Here is a 23645-nt window from a genome sequence, read left to right as displayed (position 1 = left end):
TCGCGTCAGAGCTTGCCGGCGATGTAGCGCGTCAGCGTCGCGCGCGCACCATTCGCCCACAGAACCTTGAGCGCATGGACAAAGGCCTCGGCGAACGGCGCCGAGCGGCCGACATCGCCATAGATGTCCTCCATCGCAAGCCAGGCGCCGGGCTTGTCCTTCGCCGCCTTGGCGGTGGCCTGCAGCCGGTCCCAGCTCGGATCGTTGGCCTCGATGACGGCGCCGCTGTCGGTGGTGCCGAAGCAGTAGCGGCACCACAGTGCCGATTCCAGCGCGAGACCCGCAACGCTTTTGCCGGCTTTCAGCCGGTCGGCGATGGTTGGGATGATGAATTTCGGCTGCCGGTTGGAACCGTCGAGGCAAAGCCTTCGGATGGTATCACCGATCTTCGGGTTGGAGAAGCGGTGCTCGATGAGCTGATAATAGTCCTCCAGCACGGTGTTCGGCACTGGCGGCACGGTCGGAATGATCTCGTCATGTTCGAGCTTGGCGAGGAAGCCGCGCACCAGCGGCTCCTGCATCGCCTCGTGGACGAAATGGATGTCCATCAGTCCCGCCGGATAGGCGATGGTGGCATGGCCGCCATTGAGGATGCGGATCTTCATCAGCTCGTAAGGCGCGACGTCCTTGACGAATTGGACGCCGACCTTCTCCAGCGGCGGACGGCCGTCGGTGAAGTGATCCTCCAGCACCCATTGCTTGAACGGCTCGCAGAACACCGGCCAATTGTCCTCGAGGCCGAACTCCGTGGCCAGGATGCCGCGCTCGCGATCGGAGGTGGCCGGCGTGATGCGATCGACCATGCCATTCGGGAAGGCGACGTTGTCGCTGACCCAGTTGGCCAGATCTTCGTCGATCAGGCGGGCAAGGCCGATGACGCCGTCCGACGTGACATGGCCGTTGTGGGGGATGTTGTCGCAGGACATGACGGTGAACGGCACGATGCCGTCGGCGCGGCGGCGCTTCAGCCCGGCCAGGATGAGGCCGAACACCGTCTTCGGCGTCGTGCCGGCCTGCGCGTCGGCGACGATGTCGGGATGGGTCGGGTTGAACTTGCCGGAGGCCGGATCGATGAAATAGCCGCCTTCGGTGATGGTCAGCGAGACGATCTTGATGGCCGGATCGGCAAGCTGGTCGATGATGGCATCCGCATCTCCGGGCGTCAGGAAGTCGATCATGACGCCGGTGACGCGGGCGCTCATATGGTCGGAATCCTGCTCGACCACGGTGGTCAGCCAGTCCTGCTCCTGCAGCTTGGAACGGCCGATTTTCTCGCCCTCGAAGACGCCGGCGCCGATCAGCGCCCAATCATGGCCAATGCCCGCATTGAAGAGGTCGTCGAGATAGACGGCCTGGTGCGAGCGGTGGAAATTGCCAACGCCGAAATGGACGATGCCGGCTTTGAGCCTGGCGCGGTCATATCTGGGACCGGCAACCTTGGCGGGGAGCTTGGCGAGGATGGAGGAAGAGAGTTTCATGGTCATCTGCTTTTACCCTTTGGCCGGGCTGCGGCCTGCGTAATCCCGGCCTCTTCTCCCCGTGGAGGGACGGGGAGAAGAGTGCCTTCGCCCCTCAACTCATCCACTGGCCACCATCGACATTGCAGGTCTGGGCGACGATGTATTCGGCGTCATCGCTGGCCAGGAACACGGCCATGCCGGTCAGGTCCTCCGGCTTGCCCATGCGGCCGTAAGGCACGCCCTCGCCGACCAGCCGCTTCTTCTCGCCCTTCGGCCGGTTCTCGAATTTGGCGAACAGCGCGTCGACCTCATCCCACATGTCGCTGTCGACGACGCCCGGCGCGATGCCATTGACGTTGATGCGGTGCTTGATCAGGTCGAGCCCTGCCGACTGGGTGAGCGAAATGACCGCGGCCTTGGTGGCGCAGTAGACGGCGACCAGCGGCTCGCCGCGCCGTCCGGCCTGGCTGGCGATGTTGATGATCTTGCCGCCTTTGGCGCGTGCGATCATTGAGCGGGCTGCGGCCTGCAGCATGAACAGCGTACCGGCGACGTTGACCGAAAACAATTTGTCGTAGCTCGCCTTGGTGATCTCGATGATCGGCGCCAGGTCGAACAAAGCGGCGTTGTTGATCAGTATGTCGAGGCCGCCGGTTTTTGTCTCGACCGCCTTGACCGCCGCCTCGATCGAAGCGAGGTCGGAGACGTCGAGCCTGACCGCATAGGCCTTGGCGCCAATCTCAGAGGCTGTCTTTTCGGCAGCCGCCAGATTGATATCGGCAATGGCGACGGTCGCGCCCTCGCGCACATAGGCTTCGGCGAAGGCCCTGCCGATGCCGCGCGCGGATCCGGTAATCAGCGCCGATTTGCCTTTCAGCCTCACTGCGTCAGCGCCTTTCCGTCGGGGCCGAAGCGATGCATCCGAATCTTGTCGGGCGTGAGGTAGATGGTGTCGCCGTGACGGACAGGCATTTCGCCGTCGGCGCGCACGGTCAGCGTGCCGACGCCATCGGCCTGGACGTGCAGGAAGGTGTCGGATCCGAGATGTTCGGCAACGCCAACAGTGGCCTTCCAGTCGCCCGCCGTGGTCGAGATGTTCATGTGCTCGGGACGGATGCCGATGGTCTTGGCGTTGTATTTGGCGGCCGGCGCGCCTTCGATCAGGTTCATCTTCGGCGAACCGATGAAGCCGGCCACGAACAGGTTCTTCGGCGACTTGTAGAGCTCCATCGGCGAGCCGACCTGTTCGATGTTGCCGGCGTTGAGCACGACGATCTTGTCGGCCATGGTCATGGCTTCGATCTGGTCGTGGGTTACGTAGATCATCGTCGTCTTGAGCTGATGGTGCAGCTCGCTGATTTCCAGCCGCATGGTGCCGCGCAGTGCGGCATCAAGGTTGGACAGCGGTTCGTCGAACAGGAATGCCGAGGGCTGGCGCACGATGGCGCGGCCGATGGCGACGCGCTGGCGTTGGCCGCCGGAGAGTTGGCCGGGTCGGCGTTCGAGATAGTTGGTGAGGTTCAGCACCCGGGCCGCATCCTTCACCTTCTTGTCGATCGTCGCCACATCCTCGCCCGCCATCTTCAGCGGGAAGCCGATGTTCTTGGCCACCGTCATATGCGGGTAGAGCGCATAGGACTGGAACACCATGGCCAGCTTGCGCTTGGCCGGCGCCTCGCCGGTGACGTCGCGGCCATCGATGTTGATGGTGCCGCCGCTGGTGTCCTCAAGGCCGGCGATGAGGCGCAGCAGCGTGGACTTGCCGCAACCCGACGGACCGACGAAGACGACGAACTCGCCATTCTCGATGACCAGGTCGAGGCCTGGAATGATGACCGTCGATCCGAAATGCTTGGAGACGTTCTTGAGCGTGATGTTTCCCATGGTTTCCTCCCCGAGGGGTAACTATTTGGTTTACGCAATTCCGGACGGAAAACCGCTACACACTTTTCCTGGAATTGCTTTAGCCGGTTGCTTCAGGCAGTTTCGGTTTACTTCACGGCTCCGAACGTCAGGCCGCGCACCAGCTGCTTCTGGCTGAACCAGCCCATGATCAGGATCGGGGCGATCGCCAGCGTCGAGGCCGCCGAAAGCTTGGCCCAAAACAGGCCTTGCGGGCTTGAGAACGAACTGATGAAGGCCGTCAGCGGCGCGGCCTCGGTGGTGGTCAGACGGATGGTCCAGAACGCTTCGTTCCATGCCAGGATGATGTTGAGGAGCATGGTCGACGCTATGCCTGGTACCGCCATCGGGGTCAGCACATAGGCGATCTCGCCCCACAGGGTAGCGCCGTCCATGCGCGCGGCTTCGAGGATTTCGCCAGGGATTTCGCGGAAGTAGGTGTAGAGCATCCAGATCACGATCGGCAGGTTGATCAGCATCAGCATGACCATCAAGCCGATACGGCTGTCGAGCAGGCCGGTGTCGCGGAAGATCAGGTAGATCGGGAACAGCACCGCGACCGCCGGCATCATCTTGGTCGAGAGCATCCACATCAGGATGTCCTTGGTCCGTTTGCCCGGCGAGAAGGCCATCGACCAGGCGGCCGGAACCGCGACGATCAGGGCCAGGATGGTCGAGCCGACCGAGAGCAGCACTGAGTTGAAGAAGAACTTGAAGTAGCCGCTCTGCGCCTGGACCTCGGTATAGCTCTCGAACGTCCCCGATGGGATCAGGGCAAAGCCCTGGATGGCCTCCTGCTCCGACTTGAACGAGGTGATGATCGTGTAGAGGATCGGGAAGAAGATCAGCAGGGCGACGATCCAGGCGGCGCCGGTCGCAATGACCTTGTGTTGGGTGGTGACTGCACGTGCCATCGTATCCTCCCTTACTTGTCCAGGTTCTTGCCGACCGCGCGCATGGCGAAGAAGGCGACGATGTTGGCGAGAATGACGGCGATGACACCGCCGGCGGATGCCTGGCCGATTTTGAACTCCAGCAGCGCCTTCTGGTAGACGAGGAAGGGCAGGTTGGTGGAGGCGTAGCCGGGGCCGCCATTGGTGGTGACCAGGATCTCGGCATAGACCGACAGCAGGAAGATGGTCTGGATCAGGATGACGACGGTGATGGCGCGCGACATGTGCGGCAGCGTCAGATAGATGAAGCGGCTGACGAAGCCGGCGCCGTCCATCTCGGCGGCTTCCTTCTGCTCGCCGTCAAGCGACTGCAGGGCAGTCAAAAGGATCAGCGTCGCGAAAGGCAACCATTGCCAGGCGACGATGATGATGATCGCCATCATCGGATGCTGCCCGAACCAGTCGATCGGTTGAGCCCCGAAGAAGCGCGCAATGTCGGCGAAGACGCCGTATTGCGGATGCATGATCATGTTCTTCCAGACAAGCGCCGCCACCGGCGGCATGACGAAGAACGGCGAGATGACGAGGATGCGCACGATCCCCTGTCCCCACATCGGCTGATCGATCAAAAGCGCCAGCAGGATGCCGCCGATGACGGTGATCAGCAGCACGCTGCCCACCAGAACAAGCGTGTTGAGGATCGACTGCAGGAAGGCCGGGTTGGAATAGAACAGCGCGTAGTTGGAGAAGCCGACGAACCCGTCGCGGATCGGATTGAGCGGATTGTACTGCTGGAAGGAGAACCACAGGGTGATGACCAGCGGCACGATCATCCAGACGAACAGCAGCACCACGGATGGCGCCATCATGAAACGGGCAAGCGAACGGGTCTGCTGAGTAGCCATGACGGTCACCCTTCAAGGTCAGCCAAATTTTCAAGTGCGTGAAAGAGGCCGCCCGAACTGGGATTCGGGCGGCCGTTGCCGGCCGGGAAGGCGGCCGGCAGTCGGCACCGGGAGGAGCCTTACTTGATATAACCGCCTTCGGTCATCGTTGCCGTGGCGGCGTCCTGGGCCTGCTTGAGCGCATCGTCGACGCTCGACTGGCCGGCAAGCGCCGCCGAGAAGAGCTGGCCGACGGTGGTGCCCAGGCCCTGGAACTCAGGGATGGCGACGAACTGGACGCCGACATAGGGCACCGGCTTGACGGTCGGATGCGTCGGGTCGGCAGCGTTGATGGAGTCCAGCGTCATCTTGGCGAACGGAGCCGCCTTCTGGTACTCGGCATTGGCGTAGAGCGAGGAGCGCGTGCCCGGAGGAACGTTGGCCCAGCCTTCCTTCGCCGCGACGAGCTCAGCGTAGTGCTTGCTGGTCGCCCAGGAGACGAACTTCTGAGCCGCATCAGCCTTCTGCGTACCGGCGGGAATAGCCAGAGACCATGCCCACAGCCAGTTGCCGCGTTTGCCCAGACCGTTGTCGGGAGCAAGAGCATAACCGACCTTGTCGGCGACAGTGGAAGCTTTCGGGTCAGAGACGAATGAGGCGGCGACGGTGGCGTCGATCCACATGCCGCACTTGCCCTGCTGGAACAGCGCCAGGTTTTCGTTGAAGCCGTTGGACGAGGCGCCCTCAGGACCGTCGGCCTTCATCAGATCGACATAGAACTGCAGCGTGTTCTTCCATTCCGGCTGGTCGAACTGCGGCTTCCAGTTCTCGTCGAACCAGCGTGCGCCGAAGGAGTTCGACATGGCGGTCAGGAAGGCCATGTTCTCGCCCCAGCCGGCCTTGCCGCGAAGGCAGACGCCGTTCACGCCATTGGCGCGGTCGGTCATCTTGTCGGCGGCCTGCTTGATGAAGTCCCAGGTCGGGGCATCGGGCATGGTCAGCCCTGCCTTCTCCATCAGGTCCTTGCGGTACATGACGAAGGAGCTTTCGCCGTAGAAGGGCGCAGCATAGAGCTTGCCGTCGACCGAGAGGCCGCCGGCGATGGCCGGGATGATGTCCTTGGCGTCATAGTCGTCGCCGAGCTTGTCGAGCGGCAACAGCCAGCTCTGCTTGGCCCAGATCGGAACCTCGTAGGTGCCGATGGTCATCACGTCATACTGGCCACCCTTGGTGGCGATGTCTGTGGTGACACGCTCCCGCAGCACGTTCTCTTCGAGCGTGACCCAGTTGAGCGTGATGTCGGGGTTAGCCTTGGTGAAGTCGTCCGTCAGCTTCTGCATGCGGACCATATCGCCGTTGTTGACGGTGGCGATGGTGATGGATTCGGCATGCGCGGCGAAAGCGAAAGCGCTGGCCGACAACAAGCCCAAAGTGAGCGTGCGAAGTTTCATCAAATTCCTCCCATGAACCAAGATGAGCATTTGCCTTGGTACTGAGCAATTACTCACTTGGGATTAATTATGTCAAGACGGATTCGATGCTGCAGCGCAGCAAGTGGGGTGCCGCGCGGTGTCGGGCGGGGAGAGAATATTGAATGGATTCGGGGTAGCCCGTCGGGGCGCGAACATCAGGGCGGCTTGCCATCGCAACCCCATCAATCATGGGGCTAGGGGCCAGCCCTCAGCCGTGGGCCGGGTAGCTTCCGATGGAATATTCGAAAACCCGGCCGTCGCGAGTTTGATTGGCTCTGGTCAGCGTTTCCGTCACCCGGATCCAGCTAGGTTCGTCCTTGCGCAGCCTAACTTCCCGGCCGATTGCCTTTACGGCAGCTTGAAATGGCGTGAATGCTTCGATCGCGTGCGTCACGCGCACGGTGTTGTTTTCGATTTCTTCAACGCGATAGACTTTCATCAGCCCGCTGATCGGTCCTGTTTTCAACTTGCACAGGATTGATCCCGTTCAATTGGCCGCCACAACCACGAGCCCAAGCCAGACAGGCGATATCGACAGTGTTTTTCTCAGGCTTGGTTAACCGGGCTGCCCGATAGCCTGCTTGTCCCCGAAAAGCGAAGCTTTCGTGGATCTGCGACTCGACCTTGCAGAGTTCACTCCTGGAACCATTCCGCGAATCGCTCGGCCTTATGCGCAGGCGATCTCGGCCAGGATCCAGTCGCGGAAGGCCTTTATCTTCGGCACGTTGCGGCGGGCCGTCGGGTAGACCAGCCAATAGGCGTGGCCGTCGTCGCCAACCAGGTCGAAGGGCTGGATCAGGCGGCCGGCGGCGAGCTCGGTCTTGAACAGCGCCGTGGTCAGGATCGCCACGCCATGGCCGGCGATCGCCGCATTCGCCTCATAAGCCTGCGCGCCCATGCTGGTACCGGTGCGATTGGCAAGTTCGTCCGCCGGCACGCCGGCAAGGGCGAACCATTCCCGCCACCATATGTCGCCGGGATCGAGAATGGGCAGTTTGAAAAGGTCGGCCGGTTCGTGGACGCCACCAATGCTGGCGGCGAGCGCCGGGCTGAGCACCGGGGTGAAATCGGCCTTGAACAGAAGGTGCGTTTCCACCCCCGGCCATTTGCCGCTGCCGGAGCGGATGGCGATGTCCATGTCCTCGCGGGTGAAATCGATGACCCTGTTCGAGGTATCGACGCGCACCGCAAGCGACGGGTGCGACAGTTGGAAGGAGCCGAGGTGCTGCGCCAGCCAGTTCGAGGCGAAGGTCAGCAGCGTCGACACGCAAAGCACGCCATCGGCGCCGCCGCGTGCGGCCGAATACGCGCTGCTGATCAGACTGAACGCCTCGCTGACGGCGGGCGCCAGGCGCTGTCCGGGTTCGGTCAGCACGATCTGGCGCGGCCGGCGCAGGAACAGCGGCGAGCCGATGCGCTCTTCCAGCAGCTTGATCTGATAGCTGGCGGCGGCCTGGGTCATGCCCAGTTCCTCCGCGGCCTTGGTGAAGGATAGATGCCGCGCGACGGCTTCGAACACCCTGATGGCCTGCAGCGGCGGCAGCTGGGCAAGCTGTGGTGCCTTGAGTTCGGGCATAAGCCCTCCTTATGAGTCATAATCGACGTTTGATTGGAAGCCGGAGCCGATCAGACCGATATCTGGTGTCGACGATCAATCCAGTTCAAGCATAGCGGAGGCTGAAGATCATGACCACGGTACAGGAAAGACTGCATTCTACCCCGGCACAGAGCTGGTTTTCCGTGCTGGCGCACGAATTTTCCCAGCTTGTGAACCGCAAGCGCGGCTATGTCGACGTCAGGGACCTGTCGCCGCATCTGCAGCGCGACATGGGTTTCCTCGATGGCAACGACGTTCGCGGGCGGCATAAATAGCCGTGCCGATTTTTGTCGCCAGCTCAGGCGCTGTCGAGCAGGGCCGTGGCGGTCCGCTCGTCGGTGATGAGGCCGTTGACCAGCCGCCGGTTCACCGCCGCCAGAATGCCCGGCAGCTTGCGCTCGCCCATGGCCAGCGCAATGACGAGCGACTTTTCGCGTGACGGCAAAGCGGCCGACGATACCCGGTCGTTGGTGATGCCCTCGATCATGCGGCCTTCCCGGTCGAACACCCAGCCGACGATCTCGGCGACGCCGCCGGCCTTTTGCAGCGCCTTCAATTCACTTTCCGAGATGAATCCGTCCTCGTAGAGCGGCGCCTTCGGGCCGAGATCGCCAATGCCGACAAAGGTGACGTCGGCTTCCGCGGCAAGCGCCAGCGTCGGCTGGATCATCGGCTGGGCGAGCAGCATCTCGCGCTCCTCCGGCGATGAGGCGATGACCGGCAGCGGCATCGGGAACGAGCGCGCCTTGACCCTGTCGGCCATGGTGAAGATGACGTTGTAGAAGGCGGCAGAACCGTCGGGCGAGATGTTGCCGGTCAACGACACCACCTTGTGCTGCGAGCATTCCATCGGCGGCAACTGCTCGATCGCCGCCTTCAGCGTACGGCCGGTTCCGATGGCCATGACGATCGGCGTCGGCGACCTGAGCCGCCGTTCGATCTCGGCCGCGGCCGCCTCGGCAATGCCGATCGTGGTCGAGGACGAGGTCGGATCGCTCGGCACTACTTCGACCAGGTCAAGCGCGAAGCGCGACCTCAGCCGTGCGGCAAGGTCGAGGCAGTTGGCGATCGGGTGATCAACGCGCACCTTGATCAGCCCTTCCGACACCGCCAGCGACACCAGCCGCTGCGCTGTCTGCCGGGAAATGCCGAGCGTGGTGGCGATCTGGTCCTGCGTGTTGCCGGCAACATAATATAGCCAGCCGGCGCGCGCCGCCTCATCCAGCCTGTTGCTGCCACCGTCCTGCCGCGAATTCAAAGTCTTCCTCCCAGGCCCGCCCCTTTTGGGCGATGCCCATAGTCTTGCAGGGAATGGGCCGGTGCGCAATTGTCTATGCAAAGGGCAATTGCTTGCCGCGTTAACCCGATTGCGACGAGGCAATCGCCACGCCCAAAATCGCCTGCATATGGCTTCGGCGGTTTATCTCCCGGTACAAACGCTTTAAGGGGATCGGCAAAAGGAGCCTCGCGCATGACGCCGAAAGCGGTTTTCTGGGATATGGACGGCACACTGGTCGACAGCGAGCCGCTGCATGAGTCCGCCCTGGTGGCGGCGCTGCGCAGCGTCGGCATCGCGCCGCCGGTCGACCTGCATGAGCGGGTGCTGGGCATCGCCGCCGGACCGGTCTACGAGATGCTGCGCAGCGAGTTCGGCCTCGACCTGCCCTTCGACGACTGGATCGTACGCAAATATGACCACTATCTGCCGATGGCCGAGACGCTGAAGCCGCGCCCCGGCGCGATCGAGGTGTTCAACGCATTGCGCGCGCTCGGCGTGCAGCAGGCGGTTGTGTCCAATTCCGACCGGGTGATCGTCGACGCCAATCTAAGCGCCGTCGGCCTGATCTATCCCGGCATGCGCACGATCAGCCGCAACGACGTGCGCGAAGGCAAACCCCACCCCGAGCCCTTCCTGCGCGCCGCGTGGCTGGCCGGCGTCGATCCTGCGGATGCGGTGGCGGTCGACGACAGCGTGACCGGCGCCACATCCGGCCTGGCGGCGGGGATGCGCACGATCTTCTGGCCGGAAGCGCCAATGGAAGGACCGCCCGGGGCTGTGGTGATCAACAGCGCGGAAGAGTTGCGGGCTCAGTTGGGGCTCTAAGCGTCAGCATTGGGGGAAGGGCGGCGAGACTGAAACCAGCCCCCTTCTCCCCGTCACTATACGGGGAGAAGGTGCCGGCAGGCGGATGAGGGGCAGCGCTGACTTGGCAAAGCGTCGGCGTCCAGATGCTGATTTCTGAAACCTTGGCGCTGCCCCTCATTGTCCTGCCGGACATTTCTCCCCGTATAGTCACGGGGAGAAAGTGGCTGTGTTGATGGTTTCGCCAACTACCGGCGTTGCGAAATGACCTCTCAGCTCCGGTAAACCGGCTCCTCCTCGTCGAGGATCGCCTTGAGCTCGGCAAGATGACGCTCGGCCTGGCCTGGATAGTCGTCCATTTCGCTGGCGGCCTTTTCGGCAATCGCGTCGGAGAGCGTGCGCAGCGGACGGCCGGTCCACAGCGCCTTGATGTAGGTTTCGGCGGCGCGCTCGAAATAGAACATGCGGTTGAAGGCATCGGCGACGGTATCGCCGATGACCATCACGCCATGATTGCCCATCACCATCACCTTGACCTTGGGGTCGGTGAGCAGCTGCGAGCAGCGCTCGCCCTCTTCCTCGAAGGCCAGCCCGCCATAATGGGCGTCGACGACATGGCGGTTGAAGAACATTGCCGAGTTCTGGTCGATCGGCGGCAGGGTCGAATCGGCCAGCGATGCCAGCACGGTGGCGTGGATCGAATGCACATGCATGGCGCAGCGCGCATGCGGGACGTTGCGGTGGATGGCGCCGTGCAGGCCCCAGGCGGTCGGGTCCGGCGCATTCGGGCCGGACAACGTCTCGGGATCGTTGGCGTCGATCAGCAGAAGGTCGCTCGCCTTGATGCGCGAGAAATGCACCTGGTTGGGGTTCATCAGGAATTTGGTGCCGTCCTCGTTGACCGACAGCGAGAAATGATTGGCCACCGCCTCATGCATGTTGAGCCGCGCCGTCCAGCGGAAGGAAGCGGCGAGATCGACGCGCTCTTCGTAGTAGGGCAGGTTGGTCAGCGTTTCCTTCTGCAGGCGGGCGATGCTCATCTGAAAACCTCCGTTTTCGAGAGAATGCCGCGCCCGACCGTGGCCAGCAACGGCAAACTGCTGGGTCAGGCTGTCTTGCGTCAGGCCGCCGTGCGAGCCGACTGCAGCCCGCCATGCTCGACGATGAAGTCGATGACCTCCTGCAGGCCCTTGCCGCGCGACAGGTCGGTGAAGCCGAACGGGCGCTTGCCGCGCATGCGGGCGGCGTCGCTCTCCATGACATCGAGGTTGACGTTCACATAGGGCGCGAGATCGCTTTTGTTGATGATGAGGAAATCGGAACGGGTGATCGCCGGCCCGCCCTTGCGCGGGATTTCCTCGCCCTGGCAGACCGAGATGACATAGAGGGTCAAGTCGGCAAGGTCGGGCGAGAAGGTGGCGGCAAGATTGTCGCCACCGGATTCGATGAAGACGATGTCGAGATCCGGAAATCTTTTGTTCAGCCCGGCGATCGCCTGCAGATTGATCGAGGCGTCCTCGCGGATGGCGGTGTGCGGGCAGCCGCCGGTCTCGACGCCGACGATGCGGTCTTCGGGCAGCGCCTGCAGGCGGGCCAGCATCATGGCGTCTTCCTTGGTGTAGATGTCGTTGGTGACCACGGCGATGGAAAAGTCGTCGCGCAGCGCCTTGCAGAGCTTTTCCGTCAGCGTCGTCTTGCCGGAGCCGACGGGGCCGCCGATGCCGATGCGAAGGGGACCGTTGGCCTGGGTCATGCCGAAAACTCCGTTATGGCGAGAATTGCGAAGCTGAGCCCGATCAACAGGCACAGCGGCGAATAGAGACTGGTATCGAGCCGCGCAAAAGGTTGCTCCGGCGCCAGCCGGCGCCACCAAGGGGTGAAGCCGGCAATGCCACGACCGAGGAAAACCAGCCCGATGAGCAGCGCTGTGGCGGCGAGGCCTTCCCTTGGAAAGGGCGAAGCAAAGACGTCTTCAAGCGCCAGCGGCCACAGCGTTGCCAGGCACAGGCACGCGGCAACGGCAAAACAGGCAAAGGGCGTCGGCATTTCGTCGACGCCGCGAAAGCCGACAACGGCGTGGGCGCAGGAAGCACCGTCCCTGCCCGGCCAGATGCCGCCAAGACCCCAATAGACATGCAGCGCGGTGATCAACAGCAGGACGGCCGAAAGGGCGAAGGCGAGCGTGGTCATGAGCGGAACAGCCTGGAGTATTGGGTCTCGTGCTTCATCGCCATGACATCGGAGACGAAGGCGCAGCCGCCGAGATCGTCCAATGTCGAGCCGGCGGCACGCACCGCGGTCGCCAGCGCCAGCGGCTCGAAGCCGGCGAGCAGGGCGGTGGCTCCACTCTGACCGACCACGCCGAGCCGGATAGCCGCCTGGACGAGGTTGGAGAAGAAGGCCTGCAGGAAGGCGGACAGCGCGTCCTGAAGCGCGATGCCATTGCCGCCGGCAATTGCGCCGACAGCGACACAGTAGGCGCATTCGGCCGGCAGACGCTCCAGCACCGGATTGGGCCATGCCGAGGCCGCTTTCAGGAAGGCGGCGCCTTGCAGCATGGTTTCGGTGTGGCGCTCCTGCGAGCCGGCCAGCGCTTCGGCGAGATCGGTGATCTCGGCGAGATCGCCGCCGTCGCGGGCGCGGCGCCAGGCCTCTGTGAACAGCACGGCGTCGTTCCAGCCCGAGCCCATCTCGACCAGCGTTTCGAGCCAGGCGGCGAGACTTCCGCTGTCGGCCACCAATCCGTCATGCACGGCGCGCTCGAGACCATGGCTGTAGGAGAAGCCGCCAACCGGAAAGGCCGGCGACAGCCACGCCATCAGCCGCAGCAGAGCGATGCCGGAAGGCTGGTCAATCATGATCGTGATGATGCCCGTCATGGGAATGGCTGTGGGAATGAGAATGCGATTCGCTATGTGAGTGAGAGTGAGCTTCGGCGTGGCCGTGTGCATGCGCTTCGGTATGCGCGTGACCATGATCATGCCCACCGGAGTAAGCGCCGCGCACCGGCTTGAACGGTTCGGAGACGTCGCGCACCGTTGCGCCGAGCCCTTCCAGCATCGCCTTGATGACATGGTCACGCAGGATCAGGATACGGCCGGCCTCGATCGCCGCCGCCAGATGCCGGTTGCCGATATGCCAGGCAAGCTCGGTCAGGTGCAGGCCATCGCGGGCGCGGATGTCGTAGACCTCTTCGGGTGCTGCTGTGATTTCGACATGGCGGCCGTCTTCCAGCACCAGCCGGTCGCCATCGTTCAGGGTCACAGGCTCGGGCAGGTCGACCAGCACCTTGCTGCCGTCGGTAAGTTCGATGGCGCGGCGGCGCAGATGGCGCTCGTCATGGGGCAGAACGGCGCGGCCGGATGGCGAAGCGGCACCGGTTTTGCCGGCAGGCAGCACCGAGACGGCGCGCGGAAATTTGGTGAAGTCGGTGTTGAGGTTGAGTTTCATCGCATGGCTCCACCATTGGCTTGCGCCCGCGCCCGGGCAGGCCGCGACAGCACGCGGTCGAAATAGGCGTTGACCCGCTCGGACTCGATCGGGAATTTTCCGGCGCGGGCCCAGTTGCCCATGTCGCCCAACAACACGTCGACGGCGGAGAACCGGTCGCCGAGCGCAAATGGCTTGTCGCCCAGCCGGCGATCAAGCGCCTTGGTCTCGGAGGCGAAATCGTAGACGGCAGCAGGGCCGACATCGACCCGCACTTCTTTCGGCAGCAGGAAGCGATGGCGCACCTTGTTCCACAGCGGCGCCTCGAACTCCGACTGGGCAAAATGCATCCAGGAATCCATCTCGGCGCGTCCGGCGAGGCCGGGATTGGCGCCCAAACCCTTGTCGACATGTTTGTCGGCGAGATAGACGCAGATCGCCGCCGAATCCGTCACCGTCAGTTCGCCGTCGATGAGGATCGGCACCTTGCCCGACGGATTGAGCGCATAGGCTTCCGGCGAGCGCAGTTTGACCTCGACGAATTCATAGGGCTGACCGAGTTCCTCGAGCATCCAGAGAACGCGGCTGACCCGGGATCCACGCGATCCGATGGCCTTGTACATGGTTGAACCCTCTTTCTCCTGGACCGTAGACCATCGCGCTCGCTCAGACGATGGTGTCGAAGAGCCGCAGGATGAACGAGACCTGGTAGATCAGCGTGCCGACGACAAAGGCGATGTGGAAGCGGCGGTCCCGCACCAGGATGGCGGCAATGCACAGCAGGACGAAAACCGGCGTTCGGAACAGATATTCATTGCCGTAGCGGGCAAAATGCTCGGGACCTTTCAGCAGCGTGTCGACGACATCGAGCAGATAGGTCGTGGCCAGCAGGCCGAAGAACCAGCCGCGGCGCGAATAGAAGAAATCCTCGTAGCTGGTGTAGTCGAGCATCGAATCCGGAAACAGCAGCGCGCACAGCAGGAACAGCGTGATGGCGTAGAAGATCAGGAACAGGTACTTGCCGAAGGTCCAGACCTCTATGGTGTAAAGGCCGAACTCCCACCACCAGAAATGCACCAGCAGCAACAGCATGGAGGCGACCCAGGCGAGGTGCACGGGATAGAGCCTGTATTGGCCGGGATGCTGGACAATGCGCGCGAGCCCAGACAGCAGGCGCGTGACGCCGAGGCCGATCACCATGCCCATGACGATGCGGATATGCGGGAAGATGTCGTGGGCGGACGCTATTTCGGTGGCCATTCGTCCGTTCTACCGGCTGCTTCGACAATTGCAGCTAATCATACCAGAGCCACAGCTTTCGGTAACCGGCCGGAACGTCAACCTGCTCAGCGGGCAGATGATCTACATCTCCCTCCCAGGTTTCGTCCGGCTCAAAGCCTGACGGCAGCCAGCCAATGACGTGTTCTTCGCTGGCGCGCGTTGTTATGACGACCTTGTCCGAGAACGGCCATTCTCCATCGTCACATTGCACGATTGCTATTCGAACGTCGTGAACGTCAGGCCTTTTTCGTATCGACTGAAATGCCGCCAGAACCGTATCATTGTCTGGATCTTCCGGGCTGTTGCACAGCAATCCGGCTTCGCCCTCAGCTCCATCGAAATATTCTTCCAAAGTGACAAGCGGCATGGCAAGCGGAGCGACGCCGCCATTGTATTTTTGCAGCGCGCCCATCCTGGAAATCAGGGCTAGTTTCTTTTGCTCGTCCATGATGGGTCCGATGCTTCGCGGGCGCACCGACCCTAAAACAGAAAATACCGCTGCGCCATCGGCAGCACGGTTGCCGGCTCGCAAGTGAGCAACTCGCCGTCGGCACGGACTTCGTATGTCTCGGGGTCGACCTCGACATGCGGCGTAGCGTCGTTGAGCACCATCGAGTGCTTGCCTATACCGCCGCGGGTGTTTTCCACCGCAACGAACTGCTTGTCGACGCCGAGGCGGCCATGCAGGCCCGACTCCAGTGCTGCCTTGGAGACGAAAGTCACCGACGAATTGGTCCTGGCCTTGCCATAGGCGCCGAACATCGGGCGATAGTGCATGGGCTGCGGGGTCGGGATCGAGGCATTGGGATCGCCCATCGGGGCCGCGGCGATCATGCCGCCGATCAACACCATGTCAGGCTTCACACCGAAGAAGGCCGGGTTCCACAGCACCAGATCGGCGCGTTTACCGACCGCGATCGAGCCGATGTCCTTCGACAGGCCGTGGGCGATGGCCGGGTTGATGGTGTATTTGGCGATGTAGCGGCGGACGCGGAAATTGTCGTTGTTGCCGGTCTCCTGCGGCAGCGAGCCGCGCTGGCGCTTCATCTTGTCGGCGGTCTGCCAGGTGCGGATCGCCACTTCGCCGACACGGCCCATGGCCTGCGAGTCCGAGGAGATGATCGAAAAAGCGCCAATGTCGTGCAAAATGTCTTCCGCGGCGATGGTCTCCTTGCGGATGCGGCTTTCGGCGAAGGCGATGTCCTCGGGGATCGATGGCGACAGATGGTGGCAGACCATCAGCATGTCGAGATGCTCGGCCAGCGTATTGACGGTGTAGGGCCGGGTCGGGTTGGTCGAGGACGGGATGACGTTGGGCAGGCCGCAGACCTTGATGATGTCAGGCGCATGGCCGCCGCCTGCGCCTTCGGTGTGGAAGGCATGGATGGTGCGGCCCTTGATTGCCGCGACGGTGTTTTCGACAAAGCCGGATTCGTTCAGCGTGTCGGTGTGGATCATCACCTGCACGTCGTAGTCGTCGGCGACCGACAGGCAGCAGTCGATGGCCGCCGGCGTCGTGCCCCAGTCCTCATGCAGCTTCAGCGAACAGGCGCCGCCCAGCACCATTTCCTCAAGCGCCGCCGGCAACGAGGCATTGCCCTTGCCCGACAGGCCGATGTTCACTGGAAAGGCGTCGAACGACTGGATCATGCGCGCCATGTGCCAGGGGCCTGGTGTGCAGGTCGTGGCCAGCGTGCCATGCGCCGGGCCGGTGCCGCCGCCAAGCATGGTGGTGATGCCCGACATCAGCGCCTCGTCGATCTGCTGCGGGCAGATGAAGTGGATATGCGCGTCGAAGCCGCCGGCGGTGAGGATCTTGCCCTCGCCGGCGATGATCTCGGTGCCGGGGCCGATGATGATGGTGACGCCGTCCTGCGTGTCCGGATTGCCGGCCTTGCCGATGGCCGCGATGCGCCCGTCGCGAAGGCCTATGTCGGCCTTGAAGATGCCGGCTGTGGCATCGATCACCAGCGCGTTGGTGATGACGGTGTCGACCGCGCCGCCGGCGCGCGACACCTGGCTCTGGCCCATGCCGTCGCGGATGACCTTGCCGCCGCCGAATTTCACCTCTTCGCCATGGATGGTGAGGTCCTTTTCGACCTCGATGAACAATTCGGTGTCGGCAAGCCTGACCTTGTCGCCGACGGTGGGACCGTACATCTGCGCATAGGCGGCGCGGGTGATTCTAGCCATCAGTCAATGCTCCTCAAAACGGTCTGGCTTCAGCCGAATTCCACATCGTCGCCATCCAATGGTCATGCAATGACCCGCTCGGCGACACCTTCTGATCCCATTTGGCCGTTGAGGTGGGCGTGCCACCCCAAACCAACCGTTTGCCAAATCCTTGGCCCATTCGATGGAAGGAAAATCCATGCGCAAAATCATCGTTCTTGCAGCCGCCGCCACGCTCGCCTCCGCGACCATTGCCGGCGCCCAGCAGCAGCCGGCGCCGCAACCGAAACCAACCGCACCTAGCGCTCAGCCGGCGGCGCCGGCGATCCAGAGCGTCAACATCGTCGATATCACCGAGCTGCCGGAGGCCACCCAGACGCAGGTCAACCAGGTGATCGCCAAGCGCGGCGATGCCGGGCTGCAAAAACTGCGCAGCTCGATCGATGCGACACCGCAGCTCAAGTCGGCGCTCGAAGCCAAGGGGCTCACCTCGGCACAGGTGGTCGCCGCCAGCATGACCACCAATGGCGCGCTGACCCTGGTCACCAAGAAGGCGAGCTGACGACAGCGCCCGGCGGGCCGATACCCGGCCTGCCGGCCCTATTGCGGAGGGAACCTTCGCCGGACGGGAGTCGTTTGGCTTCTTTGGCGCCGAACGGCGTTGCGCAGAAAAGTTCGCCAGGAGCGATCTATGCCGACCATTCCCTTTGCCGACCCCAGATGGCTCCAGACCATAGCCACTTGCGTGTTCCTCGCGGCCTACGGACCGCCCGCCGCGCAGGCCGTTGAAAGCGCGGACACCGTCAACCGGATCGTCGGCTCCGATGTCCGCCAGGAAGAGGCGCGGACGACGACGGAGACCGGAAAGCTCATCGCCGCGATCGAGCGGACGCGTGAAAACATCGGCACGGTACGCAAGACATCCAAGCTCGACACGGTGGATATCGTCTTCCTCACCGACGCGGCGCGCAGCGAAGGCGGCCCGCCGCCGGCCGTCGAGAGCAAGGTCAGGCAGCATCAGGACGATATTGCGGAATTGCGCAAGGAGATCGACGCCAACGCGCTGCTGTTCAATGCTATCGATTCCAGGCGCGTGCTTGCCGAGGACGTCCTCGCCGTCGAATTCGACGGCCCCGCAGGAATCGTCATCTATGCAGCGGCCAGGCCATCGAACTGATCTCAGGGCGTTCGACCCTGTCGATCTCACAGCTTACCCATGATTTTCTGCTGGAAACCGTAGACCTCGCGTTTTCCGCCGAGCGGCACCAGCGTGACGTCGCGCTGCTGGCCCGGCTCGAAGCGCATCGCCGTGCCGGCGGCGATATCGAGACGCATGCCGCGGGCTTTGTCGCGGTCGAATTTCAACCCCTCATTGGTTTCGAAGAAATGGTAGTGGCTGCCGACCTGGATCGGCCGGTCGCCGCTGTTGGCGACTTTGAGCGTTACGATCGGCAAACCCTTGTTGAGCTCGATGTCGCCGCTTGTGGTGATGATTTCGCCGGGGATCATCTCAGGCCTCACAGAACGCCGAAGACCAGGCCAACGCCGACCGCAGCACACGCCGCGCCGGCGGCACGGGCAAGGCCGCGAAAGCGCATGCCGAGACCGAGGCCGGCGGCGATGCCTATGGCATGGAGAAGCACAGTGGCAGCGGCAAAGCCTGCCATATAGTCAAGCCCGCCGGCATTTTCCGGCACTTCGGTGCCATGGGCATGGCCATGGAACAGCGCGAACAGGCCGATGATGGCGACGCCGGCCGAGACCGGTAGGTCGACCGCCAGCGCAACCAGCAGGCCAAGCGCGACGACGGAGGCCAAAATGCCCGGTTCGACGAAAGGCAACGGCATGTGCAGCATGCCGAGCGCGCCGCCGACCAGCATGACGCCGACAAAGACCAGCGGCCAGGTCCAGATCGCCTTGCCACCCTTGAGCGCGGCCCACAGGCCGACGGCGATCATCACCGTCATATGGTCGAGCCCGGACAGCGGATGCGCAAAGCCCGCCGTGAAGGACGAGGTGGCGCCGATGCCGACATGGGCATAGGCGGGCATGGCCGCCGCCAGCAGCAGGATTGCGGCGAGCGTGGTGCGTTTGGTTGAGCCAGATATCATCGGTCTTCCCTTCCAAGTCACGGTAACAATCACGCGGCCTTGCAGCCCTCGGCCTTGAGCACACGTTTGGTCGAGGCCGGATATTTCTTCAGCTTCTCTGCCGGCCGGATTGGGCGGGCGGAAAAATTGCCGCCGCAATTCGGACAGACGCCGCCCAGCACATTTTCAGCGCAGTCGGCGCAAAAAGTGCATTCGAAGGTGCAGATCAGCGCATCCGTCGCTTCCGGTGGCAGGTCCTTGTCGCAGCATTCGCAGTTGGGCCTGAGTTCGAGCATCGTTTCCTCCTCACCTGATCGGTTCGTGCACGGTGACCAGCTTGGTGCCGTCGGGAAAGGTCGCCTCGACCTGGACGTCGTGGATCATCTCGGCGATGCCTTCCATCACCTGCGCGCGAGTGACGACATGGGCGCCGGCCTCCATCAGTTCGGCGACCGGGCGGCCGTCGCGGGCGCCCTCGACGACGAAATCGGTGATCAGCGCGATCGCTTCGGGGTGATTGAGCTTGACCCCGCGTTCCAGCCGCTTGCGTGCCACGATCGCCGCCATGGCGATGAGCAGCTTGTCTTTTTCACGCGGCGTAAGGTTCATGCGCTTTCCTGGATTTGGCCTGGATTTGGCTCAGAGTGACCATAATTTGGGCAGACCGGCCCGCCCGTTGAGCAGTTCGACGAGCGGAACCAGCCGCTTGCGCAGCTGGTAACCGTCCTCGGCAAACAGCCTCGCAAGAAGCTTGCCAGATCGTTTCACGCTCCAGGCGCTGGCATCGCCGTCGGCGCCGATAATGTCGCGGGCCGGCTTGAGCAAGGTTTCGGCATGCGGCGAAACCATCAGCAGCGTCGCCACGGCAATGGCGCCGCCGGCAACCGCCGGGCGGCCAAGGGCGGCTGCAATCGCCGGCCCGATGCGGAAATCCTCGGCATGAATGAGCGCGCCGTCCCGGCGGACCCGCCAGCGGTCGTGGAAATGGCCTTGCGTTGCCTGTTCGCCCATGGCCAGGCGGCCAAAGACGGTGGCCTCGAGCAGCAATGCCTCGCCGCCTGCGGCAAGATCGACTTCCAGCGTGCGGGCAAAGGCCGAGCGGTCGAAGGCGATGGTTTCCTGCGGCAGCCAGGCAATACGGCCATCCGCGCCGACGCCCAGCTTTACCCGCACTTCGGCACGGTCGCTTTCGGCGCGATAGATCTTTTCGCAGGCCTGGGTGGTGATCGAAGCGGAGGCACCTGGCCCGACATCGATCTCCCAGCCGAGCCGATCACCGCCAGTCAGCCCGCCCGCGGTGTTGATGAGCACGGCTTCGAGCGGATCGGCCGCGACGGCCGGCATCCGGATCTTGGCCGATCCATCCTGATAGAGGCGCGACAGCCTGGTGCGGCCGGCACTGACGCCGCATGCAAGCCGAGCAGCACCAGCGACGCGCTGGGCCGGCAGCACCGCGGTCAAGCCATGTTGCAACGTATCCATCGCCCCAACGTTAAGCACTCCGGCTGCTTTGTCGATATGTAGCTTGTCGATATAGCTTGTTGCTTGACAGCGTTTCCGTTTCTATAGAGGGAGCCTCTTTGGAACGGTCATGCCGCGCCTGGCGGGGTTTTGAAGGCGACGGCGATTTTCAGTCCAGGCAACAGGGGCGCCAACCAATCGGCACCCGAAATGATAAAATTGGGGAAGGAATCGAATGGCTGACGAGCTGGCAACGGAAATCATCGCCAAGATCAGGGCACATGCGGAGCCCGGCGGCGAAGAGATCACCACCAATACGGAATTGACCGCGCTTGGCATCCATTCCCTGGAACTGACCGAGATCATCTTCGATCTCGAGGAGCAGTACGGCATCGAGATCGAGATGAACACGGTCGATGCCTGGAGCAATCTGAAGAATGTCGGCGACATGGTCGAGGCTGTTCGCGCGCTGATCGCGAAGAAAGCCTGAATGCACAAGCGAGTCGTCATTACCGGCATAGGCGGCATATGCGGGCTTGGCACCAATGCGCCTGCGATCTGGAACGAAATGCGCGCAGGACGATCGGCGATCGGCCAGATCGACAACCCGCTGCTGCATGATTTGAAGGTCAAGGTCGGCTGCGAGATCAAGGCGATGCCGGACCATGGCATCGGCCACAAGCAGACCGTGTCGATGGACCGCTTCAGCCTGCTGGCGGCGATAGCCGCGCGCGAAGCCATGCAGCAGGCCGGACTGACGTCGGATGAAGCCACTACGTATCGCATGGGCACCGTCGTCGGCGTCGGCGTTTGCGGATGGGAGGCGATCGAGGAGAACTATCGCGCCATCCTGATCGACGGAAAGAACCGTGCCGGCATCTTCACCGTACCGAAAGTGATGCCAAGCGCTGCGGCCGGCCAGGTCAGCATGGTGCTTGGCCTGCGCGGGCCGGTGTTCGGCGTCACCTCGGCCTGTTCGTCGTCGAATCACGCCTTCGCCTCGGCGGTCGATCAGATCCGGCTTGGCCGCGCCGACGTCATGGTCGCCGGCGGCACCGATGCGCCGCTGGTCTGGGGCATTCTAAAGGGTTGGGAAGCGCTGCGCGTGCTGGCGCCCGACACCTGCCGGCCGTTCTCGGCCGACCGACAGGGCCTGTCGCTGGGCGAAGGCGCCGGCATGGCGGTTCTGGAAACCTACGAACACGCCATGGCGCGCGGTGCCGACATTCTGGCCGAAATTGCCGGCGCCGGGCTTTCCGCCGACGCATCCGACATCGTCGCGCCGACTGTCGAAGGGCCTACGGCGGCGATGCGCGCCTGCCTGGCCGACGCCGGGCTCAACCCCGAGGACGTCGACTATCTCAACGCCCACGGCACCGGCACCAAGGCCAACGACCAGATCGAGACGGCAGCGATCAAGCGCGTGTTTGGCGACCACGCCTACAAACTCTCGGTGTCCTCGACCAAATCCATGCATGCACATTGCCTCGGTGCCTCGGGTGGCCTGGAGATGATCGCCTGCGTGATGGCGATCCGCGAAGGCATCGTGCCGCCGACGGCCAATTTCCGGCAGGCCGACCCCGATTGCGATCTCGACGTCACGCCCAATGTGGCGCGCGAGCGCAAGGTGCGGGCGGCGATCAGCAATGGTTTTGCCTTTGGCGGCACCAATGCCGTGATTGCGTTCAAGTCGGTCTGACGGCGGGCGGCTGGCCGTGAACCGTTGGTAAACACGGTGTGTGCATCGCCGGCCGGTTGATCGGCAAACACGTGGCGGATAATCCTTCGCAACCCGCCAAACGGCGCGACGCCAGCGCCAAATTCCCGACCGGAGCTTTCGATGACCGACCTGTCCGCTTTTCCGATCACCAAGCGTTGGCCGGCCAGCCATCCCGATCGCCTGCAACTCTATTCGGCGACGACGCCGAACGGGGTGAAAGTGTCGATCGCGCTGGAAGAACTCGGCCTGCCCTACGAGGCGCATCTGGTGGACATCGGCAAGGACAAGAGCTGGACGCCGGAATTCCTGTCGCTGAACCCGAACGGCAAGATTCCGGCCATCATCGATCCCAATGGCCCGGGCGGCAAGCCGTTTGGCCTGTTCGAATCCGGCGCGATCCTGCTCTACCTCACCGACAAGACCGGCAAGCTGATCCCGGCCGATCCGGTGCGGCGCTACGAAACCATCCAGTGGGTGTTCTTCCAGATGGCGGCGATCGGGCCGATCTTCGGACAGGTCGGGTTTTTCAACAAATTCGCCGGACGCGAGATCGCCGACAAGCGGCCGCTGGATCGCTATCGCAACGAATCGCGGCGGCTGATCGGCGTGCTAGAGACAAGGCTGAAAGGCCGCAGCTGGATCATGGATGACGATTTTACCATCGCCGACATTTCAATACTGGGCTGGGTGCGCAATCTGATCGGCTTCTACGAGGCGCGGGAACTCGTCGGCTTCGACGATTTCCCCACCGTTGCGGCATGGCTGGAGCGCGGCCTGGCGCGGCCTGCGGTGCAACGAGGCCTCACCATTCCAGCTAAAGGCTGACGAGCCGAGCTACTTTGCCTTGGCTTTGGCCTTGGAGCCGCCTCTGCCCATGACAGACGAGGCGAGCGATGCAGCGCCTCTGGCCGTGGCGACAACCGCGCCGGCGGCAACGTTGGCTACATTGCGCATGGTGCCCACCGGGCTGCCGCTGGCTGCCGGCTTCTTGGCCTTGGCAGGCTTTGCCGCCACCTTGGCCGCTACGCCTGGCACCACCTTCTTCGGCGCCGCCTTGCCGAAGGCCGGCTTTGCATCCTTGGAGCGCTCCGCAATTGCCGGGCCGGCGCCTGCTTTTGCCTGGGTGGCCTTGGCTGGCGTTGCCCTGGATTTGGCGGCTGCGGGTTTTCTTGCTTTGGTTGCCATCGGACGAAATCCCTCT

General features: G+C 63.2%; 31 protein-coding genes. 7 read left to right on the top strand and 24 right to left on the bottom strand.

The window, feature by feature from the left end:
• Window positions 1-5 precede the first annotated feature (5 nt).
• From AC1D1N_RS05640 to AC1D1N_RS05605, 8 genes are all read right to left on the bottom strand, one after another.
• On the bottom strand, window positions 6-1484 hold the full coding sequence (locus AC1D1N_RS05640; RefSeq protein ID WP_477347106.1) for a mannitol dehydrogenase family protein: 1479 nt from the start codon (window positions 1482-1484) through the stop codon (window positions 6-8).
• An 88-nt stretch (window positions 1485-1572) separates the two neighbouring features.
• Window positions 1573-2343, bottom strand: coding sequence for an L-iditol 2-dehydrogenase (locus AC1D1N_RS05635; RefSeq protein ID WP_477347104.1), 771 nt, complete (start codon window positions 2341-2343; stop codon window positions 1573-1575).
• The gene (locus tag AC1D1N_RS05630) at window positions 2340-3344 is read right to left on the bottom strand and encodes an ABC transporter ATP-binding protein (RefSeq protein ID WP_477347102.1); all 1005 of its coding nucleotides are present in this window, start codon (window positions 3342-3344) and stop codon (window positions 2340-2342) included. The genes AC1D1N_RS05635 and AC1D1N_RS05630 overlap by 4 nt, the downstream gene beginning before the upstream one ends.
• Before the next feature lie 107 nt (window positions 3345-3451).
• Complete coding sequence (locus tag AC1D1N_RS05625; protein ID WP_112560002.1) at window positions 3452-4276, bottom strand: carbohydrate ABC transporter permease; 825 nt, start codon at window positions 4274-4276, stop codon at window positions 3452-3454.
• Between the two features lie 11 nt (window positions 4277-4287).
• A complete protein-coding gene (locus AC1D1N_RS05620; RefSeq protein WP_112560001.1) occupies window positions 4288-5160 on the bottom strand; it encodes a carbohydrate ABC transporter permease in 873 nt (290 codons plus the stop codon).
• 119 nt (window positions 5161-5279) lie between these two features.
• Window positions 5280-6590 (bottom strand): ABC transporter substrate-binding protein, encoded by a 1311-nt coding sequence (locus AC1D1N_RS05615; protein ID WP_112560000.1) that lies wholly within the window; start codon window positions 6588-6590, stop codon window positions 5280-5282.
• A 229-nt stretch (window positions 6591-6819) separates the two neighbouring features.
• Window positions 6820-7050 carry a hypothetical protein gene (locus AC1D1N_RS05610; RefSeq protein WP_112559999.1) on the bottom strand — a complete coding sequence of 77 codons (231 nt, stop codon included), beginning with the start codon at window positions 7048-7050 and terminating at the stop codon, window positions 6820-6822.
• Window positions 7051-7278: 228 nt separating this feature from the next.
• A complete protein-coding gene (locus AC1D1N_RS05605; RefSeq protein WP_436257620.1) occupies window positions 7279-8187 on the bottom strand; it encodes a LysR substrate-binding domain-containing protein in 909 nt (302 codons plus the stop codon).
• Window positions 8188-8297: 110 nt separating this feature from the next.
• On the opposite strand from AC1D1N_RS05605, the gene AC1D1N_RS05600 reads away from it, so the two are divergent.
• Window positions 8298-8483 carry a hypothetical protein gene (locus AC1D1N_RS05600; protein ID WP_436257619.1) on the top strand — a complete coding sequence of 62 codons (186 nt, stop codon included), beginning with the start codon at window positions 8298-8300 and terminating at the stop codon, window positions 8481-8483.
• Between the two features lie 23 nt (window positions 8484-8506).
• Here AC1D1N_RS05600 and AC1D1N_RS05595 read toward each other — a convergent pair whose 3' ends face one another.
• Window positions 8507-9466, bottom strand: a complete 960-nt coding sequence (locus AC1D1N_RS05595) for a sugar-binding transcriptional regulator (RefSeq protein WP_112559996.1) — start codon at window positions 9464-9466, stop codon at window positions 8507-8509.
• Between the two features lie 213 nt (window positions 9467-9679).
• Between AC1D1N_RS05595 and AC1D1N_RS05590 the strand changes: the two genes are divergently transcribed.
• Window positions 9680-10312: an HAD family hydrolase gene (locus AC1D1N_RS05590; RefSeq protein ID WP_112559995.1), complete on the top strand. Its 633-nt coding sequence runs from the start codon at window positions 9680-9682 to the stop codon at window positions 10310-10312.
• Window positions 10313-10563: 251 nt separating this feature from the next.
• On the opposite strand, the gene AC1D1N_RS05585 is transcribed toward AC1D1N_RS05590, so the two are convergent.
• The 9 genes from AC1D1N_RS05585 to ureC all read right to left on the bottom strand — a co-directional run bounded on the left by AC1D1N_RS05585 (window position 10564) and on the right by ureC (window position 17194).
• Window positions 10564-11331, bottom strand: a complete 768-nt coding sequence (locus AC1D1N_RS05585) for a class II aldolase and adducin N-terminal domain-containing protein (RefSeq protein WP_477347098.1) — start codon at window positions 11329-11331, stop codon at window positions 10564-10566.
• 80 nt (window positions 11332-11411) lie between these two features.
• Window positions 11412-12044: an urease accessory protein UreG gene (ureG, locus tag AC1D1N_RS05580; protein ID WP_192255260.1), complete on the bottom strand. Its 633-nt coding sequence runs from the start codon at window positions 12042-12044 to the stop codon at window positions 11412-11414.
• Window positions 12041-12481, bottom strand: a complete 441-nt coding sequence (locus tag AC1D1N_RS05575; RefSeq protein WP_352561974.1) for a DUF3995 domain-containing protein — start codon at window positions 12479-12481, stop codon at window positions 12041-12043. Before AC1D1N_RS05575 ends, ureG begins: the two co-directional genes overlap by 4 nt.
• On the bottom strand, window positions 12478-13149 hold the full coding sequence (locus AC1D1N_RS05570; RefSeq protein ID WP_477347379.1) for an urease accessory protein UreF: 672 nt from the start codon (window positions 13147-13149) through the stop codon (window positions 12478-12480). The genes AC1D1N_RS05575 and AC1D1N_RS05570 overlap by 4 nt, the downstream gene beginning before the upstream one ends.
• Window positions 13142-13741 carry an urease accessory protein UreE gene (locus tag AC1D1N_RS05565; protein ID WP_436257616.1) on the bottom strand — a complete coding sequence of 200 codons (600 nt, stop codon included), beginning with the start codon at window positions 13739-13741 and terminating at the stop codon, window positions 13142-13144. The genes AC1D1N_RS05570 and AC1D1N_RS05565 overlap by 8 nt, the downstream gene beginning before the upstream one ends.
• On the bottom strand, window positions 13738-14343 hold the full coding sequence (locus AC1D1N_RS05560; protein WP_436257615.1) for a glutathione S-transferase family protein: 606 nt from the start codon (window positions 14341-14343) through the stop codon (window positions 13738-13740). Before AC1D1N_RS05560 ends, AC1D1N_RS05565 begins: the two co-directional genes overlap by 4 nt.
• A 43-nt stretch (window positions 14344-14386) precedes the next feature.
• Window positions 14387-14980, bottom strand: a complete 594-nt coding sequence (locus tag AC1D1N_RS05555) for a hypothetical protein (protein ID WP_112559988.1) — start codon at window positions 14978-14980, stop codon at window positions 14387-14389.
• Between the two features lie 34 nt (window positions 14981-15014).
• Entirely contained in the window at window positions 15015-15449 is a 435-nt protein-coding gene (locus tag AC1D1N_RS05550; RefSeq protein WP_477347095.1) for a hypothetical protein, read from the bottom strand.
• Window positions 15450-15481: 32 nt separating this feature from the next.
• A complete protein-coding gene (ureC, locus tag AC1D1N_RS05545) occupies window positions 15482-17194 on the bottom strand; it encodes an urease subunit alpha (protein WP_436257613.1) in 1713 nt (570 codons plus the stop codon).
• 178 nt (window positions 17195-17372) lie between these two features.
• Between ureC and AC1D1N_RS05540 the strand changes: the two genes are divergently transcribed.
• Together AC1D1N_RS05540 and AC1D1N_RS05535 are read left to right on the top strand one after the other, a co-directional pair.
• A complete protein-coding gene (locus tag AC1D1N_RS05540) occupies window positions 17373-17735 on the top strand; it encodes a hypothetical protein (RefSeq protein WP_112559985.1) in 363 nt (120 codons plus the stop codon).
• A gap of 129 nt (window positions 17736-17864) precedes the next feature.
• Window positions 17865-18350: a hypothetical protein gene (locus tag AC1D1N_RS05535; protein WP_112559984.1), complete on the top strand. Its 486-nt coding sequence runs from the start codon at window positions 17865-17867 to the stop codon at window positions 18348-18350.
• A 26-nt stretch (window positions 18351-18376) separates the two neighbouring features.
• On the opposite strand, the gene AC1D1N_RS05530 is transcribed toward AC1D1N_RS05535, so the two are convergent.
• The 5 genes from AC1D1N_RS05530 to AC1D1N_RS05510 are packed head-to-tail and all read right to left on the bottom strand — an operon-like array spanning window position 18377 to window position 20745.
• Entirely contained in the window at window positions 18377-18682 is a 306-nt protein-coding gene (locus tag AC1D1N_RS05530; protein WP_477347092.1) for an urease subunit beta, read from the bottom strand.
• An 8-nt stretch (window positions 18683-18690) separates the two neighbouring features.
• Window positions 18691-19284 (bottom strand): HupE/UreJ family protein, encoded by a 594-nt coding sequence (locus AC1D1N_RS05525; RefSeq protein ID WP_112559982.1) that lies wholly within the window; start codon window positions 19282-19284, stop codon window positions 18691-18693.
• A gap of 29 nt (window positions 19285-19313) precedes the next feature.
• The gene (locus AC1D1N_RS05520; protein ID WP_112559981.1) at window positions 19314-19559 is read right to left on the bottom strand and encodes a DUF1272 domain-containing protein; all 246 of its coding nucleotides are present in this window, start codon (window positions 19557-19559) and stop codon (window positions 19314-19316) included.
• A 10-nt stretch (window positions 19560-19569) separates the two neighbouring features.
• A complete protein-coding gene (locus AC1D1N_RS05515) occupies window positions 19570-19872 on the bottom strand; it encodes an urease subunit gamma (protein WP_023693076.1) in 303 nt (100 codons plus the stop codon).
• A 30-nt stretch (window positions 19873-19902) separates the two neighbouring features.
• Window positions 19903-20745 carry an urease accessory protein UreD gene (locus AC1D1N_RS05510; RefSeq protein WP_477347090.1) on the bottom strand — a complete coding sequence of 281 codons (843 nt, stop codon included), beginning with the start codon at window positions 20743-20745 and terminating at the stop codon, window positions 19903-19905.
• Window positions 20746-20959: 214 nt separating this feature from the next.
• On the opposite strand from AC1D1N_RS05510, the gene AC1D1N_RS05505 reads away from it, so the two are divergent.
• The 3 genes from AC1D1N_RS05505 to AC1D1N_RS05495 all read left to right on the top strand — a co-directional run bounded on the left by AC1D1N_RS05505 (window position 20960) and on the right by AC1D1N_RS05495 (window position 23269).
• A complete protein-coding gene (locus tag AC1D1N_RS05505) occupies window positions 20960-21214 on the top strand; it encodes an acyl carrier protein (protein WP_023671226.1) in 255 nt (84 codons plus the stop codon).
• Window positions 21215-22423: a beta-ketoacyl-[acyl-carrier-protein] synthase family protein gene (locus tag AC1D1N_RS05500; protein ID WP_352582682.1), complete on the top strand. Its 1209-nt coding sequence runs from the start codon at window positions 21215-21217 to the stop codon at window positions 22421-22423.
• 141 nt (window positions 22424-22564) lie between these two features.
• Window positions 22565-23269 carry a glutathione S-transferase family protein gene (locus tag AC1D1N_RS05495; protein ID WP_436257610.1) on the top strand — a complete coding sequence of 235 codons (705 nt, stop codon included), beginning with the start codon at window positions 22565-22567 and terminating at the stop codon, window positions 23267-23269.
• A gap of 9 nt (window positions 23270-23278) precedes the next feature.
• On the opposite strand, the gene AC1D1N_RS05490 is transcribed toward AC1D1N_RS05495, so the two are convergent.
• On the bottom strand, window positions 23279-23629 hold the full coding sequence (locus AC1D1N_RS05490; protein WP_436257609.1) for a hypothetical protein: 351 nt from the start codon (window positions 23627-23629) through the stop codon (window positions 23279-23281).
• Between the last annotated feature and the right edge of the window lie 16 nt (window positions 23630-23645).

Source organism: Mesorhizobium sp. P2_B5 (genome assembly GCF_056404775.1).
This window is presented reverse-complemented; position numbering and strand designations above follow the sequence as displayed.

Excerpts from the sequence above, each read along its gene's own strand:
- AC1D1N_RS05535 (WP_112559984.1), top strand. The coding sequence starts at position 17,865 with ATGCCGACCATTCCCTTTGCCGACCCCAGATGGCTCCAGACCATAGCC.
- AC1D1N_RS05615 (WP_112560000.1), bottom strand. The coding sequence starts at position 6,590 with ATGAAACTTCGCACGCTCACTTTGGGCTTGTTGTCGGCCAGCGCTTTC.
- AC1D1N_RS05540 (WP_112559985.1), top strand. The coding sequence starts at position 17,373 with ATGCGCAAAATCATCGTTCTTGCAGCCGCCGCCACGCTCGCCTCCGCG.
- AC1D1N_RS05530 (WP_477347092.1), bottom strand. The coding sequence starts at position 18,682 with ATGATCCCCGGCGAAATCATCACCACAAGCGGCGACATCGAGCTCAAC.
- AC1D1N_RS05550 (WP_477347095.1), bottom strand. The coding sequence starts at position 15,449 with ATGGACGAGCAAAAGAAACTAGCCCTGATTTCCAGGATGGGCGCGCTG.
- AC1D1N_RS05625 (WP_112560002.1), bottom strand. The coding sequence starts at position 4,276 with ATGGCACGTGCAGTCACCACCCAACACAAGGTCATTGCGACCGGCGCC.
- AC1D1N_RS05585 (WP_477347098.1), bottom strand. The coding sequence starts at position 11,331 with ATGAGCATCGCCCGCCTGCAGAAGGAAACGCTGACCAACCTGCCCTAC.
- AC1D1N_RS05515 (WP_023693076.1), bottom strand. The coding sequence starts at position 19,872 with ATGAACCTTACGCCGCGTGAAAAAGACAAGCTGCTCATCGCCATGGCG.
- AC1D1N_RS05610 (WP_112559999.1), bottom strand. The coding sequence starts at position 7,050 with ATGAAAGTCTATCGCGTTGAAGAAATCGAAAACAACACCGTGCGCGTG.
- AC1D1N_RS05495 (WP_436257610.1), top strand. The coding sequence starts at position 22,565 with ATGACCGACCTGTCCGCTTTTCCGATCACCAAGCGTTGGCCGGCCAGC.
- AC1D1N_RS05600 (WP_436257619.1), top strand. The coding sequence starts at position 8,298 with ATGACCACGGTACAGGAAAGACTGCATTCTACCCCGGCACAGAGCTGG.
- AC1D1N_RS05555 (WP_112559988.1), bottom strand. The coding sequence starts at position 14,980 with ATGGCCACCGAAATAGCGTCCGCCCACGACATCTTCCCGCATATCCGC.
- AC1D1N_RS05505 (WP_023671226.1), top strand. The coding sequence starts at position 20,960 with ATGGCTGACGAGCTGGCAACGGAAATCATCGCCAAGATCAGGGCACAT.
- AC1D1N_RS05500 (WP_352582682.1), top strand. The coding sequence starts at position 21,215 with ATGCACAAGCGAGTCGTCATTACCGGCATAGGCGGCATATGCGGGCTT.
- AC1D1N_RS05630 (WP_477347102.1), bottom strand. The coding sequence starts at position 3,344 with ATGGGAAACATCACGCTCAAGAACGTCTCCAAGCATTTCGGATCGACG.
- AC1D1N_RS05590 (WP_112559995.1), top strand. The coding sequence starts at position 9,680 with ATGACGCCGAAAGCGGTTTTCTGGGATATGGACGGCACACTGGTCGAC.
- AC1D1N_RS05520 (WP_112559981.1), bottom strand. The coding sequence starts at position 19,559 with ATGCTCGAACTCAGGCCCAACTGCGAATGCTGCGACAAGGACCTGCCA.
- AC1D1N_RS05525 (WP_112559982.1), bottom strand. The coding sequence starts at position 19,284 with ATGATATCTGGCTCAACCAAACGCACCACGCTCGCCGCAATCCTGCTG.
- ureC (WP_436257613.1), bottom strand. The coding sequence starts at position 17,194 with ATGGCTAGAATCACCCGCGCCGCCTATGCGCAGATGTACGGTCCCACC.
- AC1D1N_RS05510 (WP_477347090.1), bottom strand. The coding sequence starts at position 20,745 with ATGGATACGTTGCAACATGGCTTGACCGCGGTGCTGCCGGCCCAGCGC.
- AC1D1N_RS05565 (WP_436257616.1), bottom strand. The coding sequence starts at position 13,741 with ATGAAACTCAACCTCAACACCGACTTCACCAAATTTCCGCGCGCCGTC.
- AC1D1N_RS05605 (WP_436257620.1), bottom strand. The coding sequence starts at position 8,187 with ATGCCCGAACTCAAGGCACCACAGCTTGCCCAGCTGCCGCCGCTGCAG.
- AC1D1N_RS05570 (WP_477347379.1), bottom strand. The coding sequence starts at position 13,149 with ATGATTGACCAGCCTTCCGGCATCGCTCTGCTGCGGCTGATGGCGTGG.
- AC1D1N_RS05640 (WP_477347106.1), bottom strand. The coding sequence starts at position 1,484 with ATGACCATGAAACTCTCTTCCTCCATCCTCGCCAAGCTCCCCGCCAAG.
- ureG (WP_192255260.1), bottom strand. The coding sequence starts at position 12,044 with ATGACCCAGGCCAACGGTCCCCTTCGCATCGGCATCGGCGGCCCCGTC.
- AC1D1N_RS05575 (WP_352561974.1), bottom strand. The coding sequence starts at position 12,481 with ATGACCACGCTCGCCTTCGCCCTTTCGGCCGTCCTGCTGTTGATCACC.
- AC1D1N_RS05560 (WP_436257615.1), bottom strand. The coding sequence starts at position 14,343 with ATGTACAAGGCCATCGGATCGCGTGGATCCCGGGTCAGCCGCGTTCTC.
- AC1D1N_RS05620 (WP_112560001.1), bottom strand. The coding sequence starts at position 5,160 with ATGGCTACTCAGCAGACCCGTTCGCTTGCCCGTTTCATGATGGCGCCA.
- AC1D1N_RS05490 (WP_436257609.1), bottom strand. The coding sequence starts at position 23,629 with ATGGCAACCAAAGCAAGAAAACCCGCAGCCGCCAAATCCAGGGCAACG.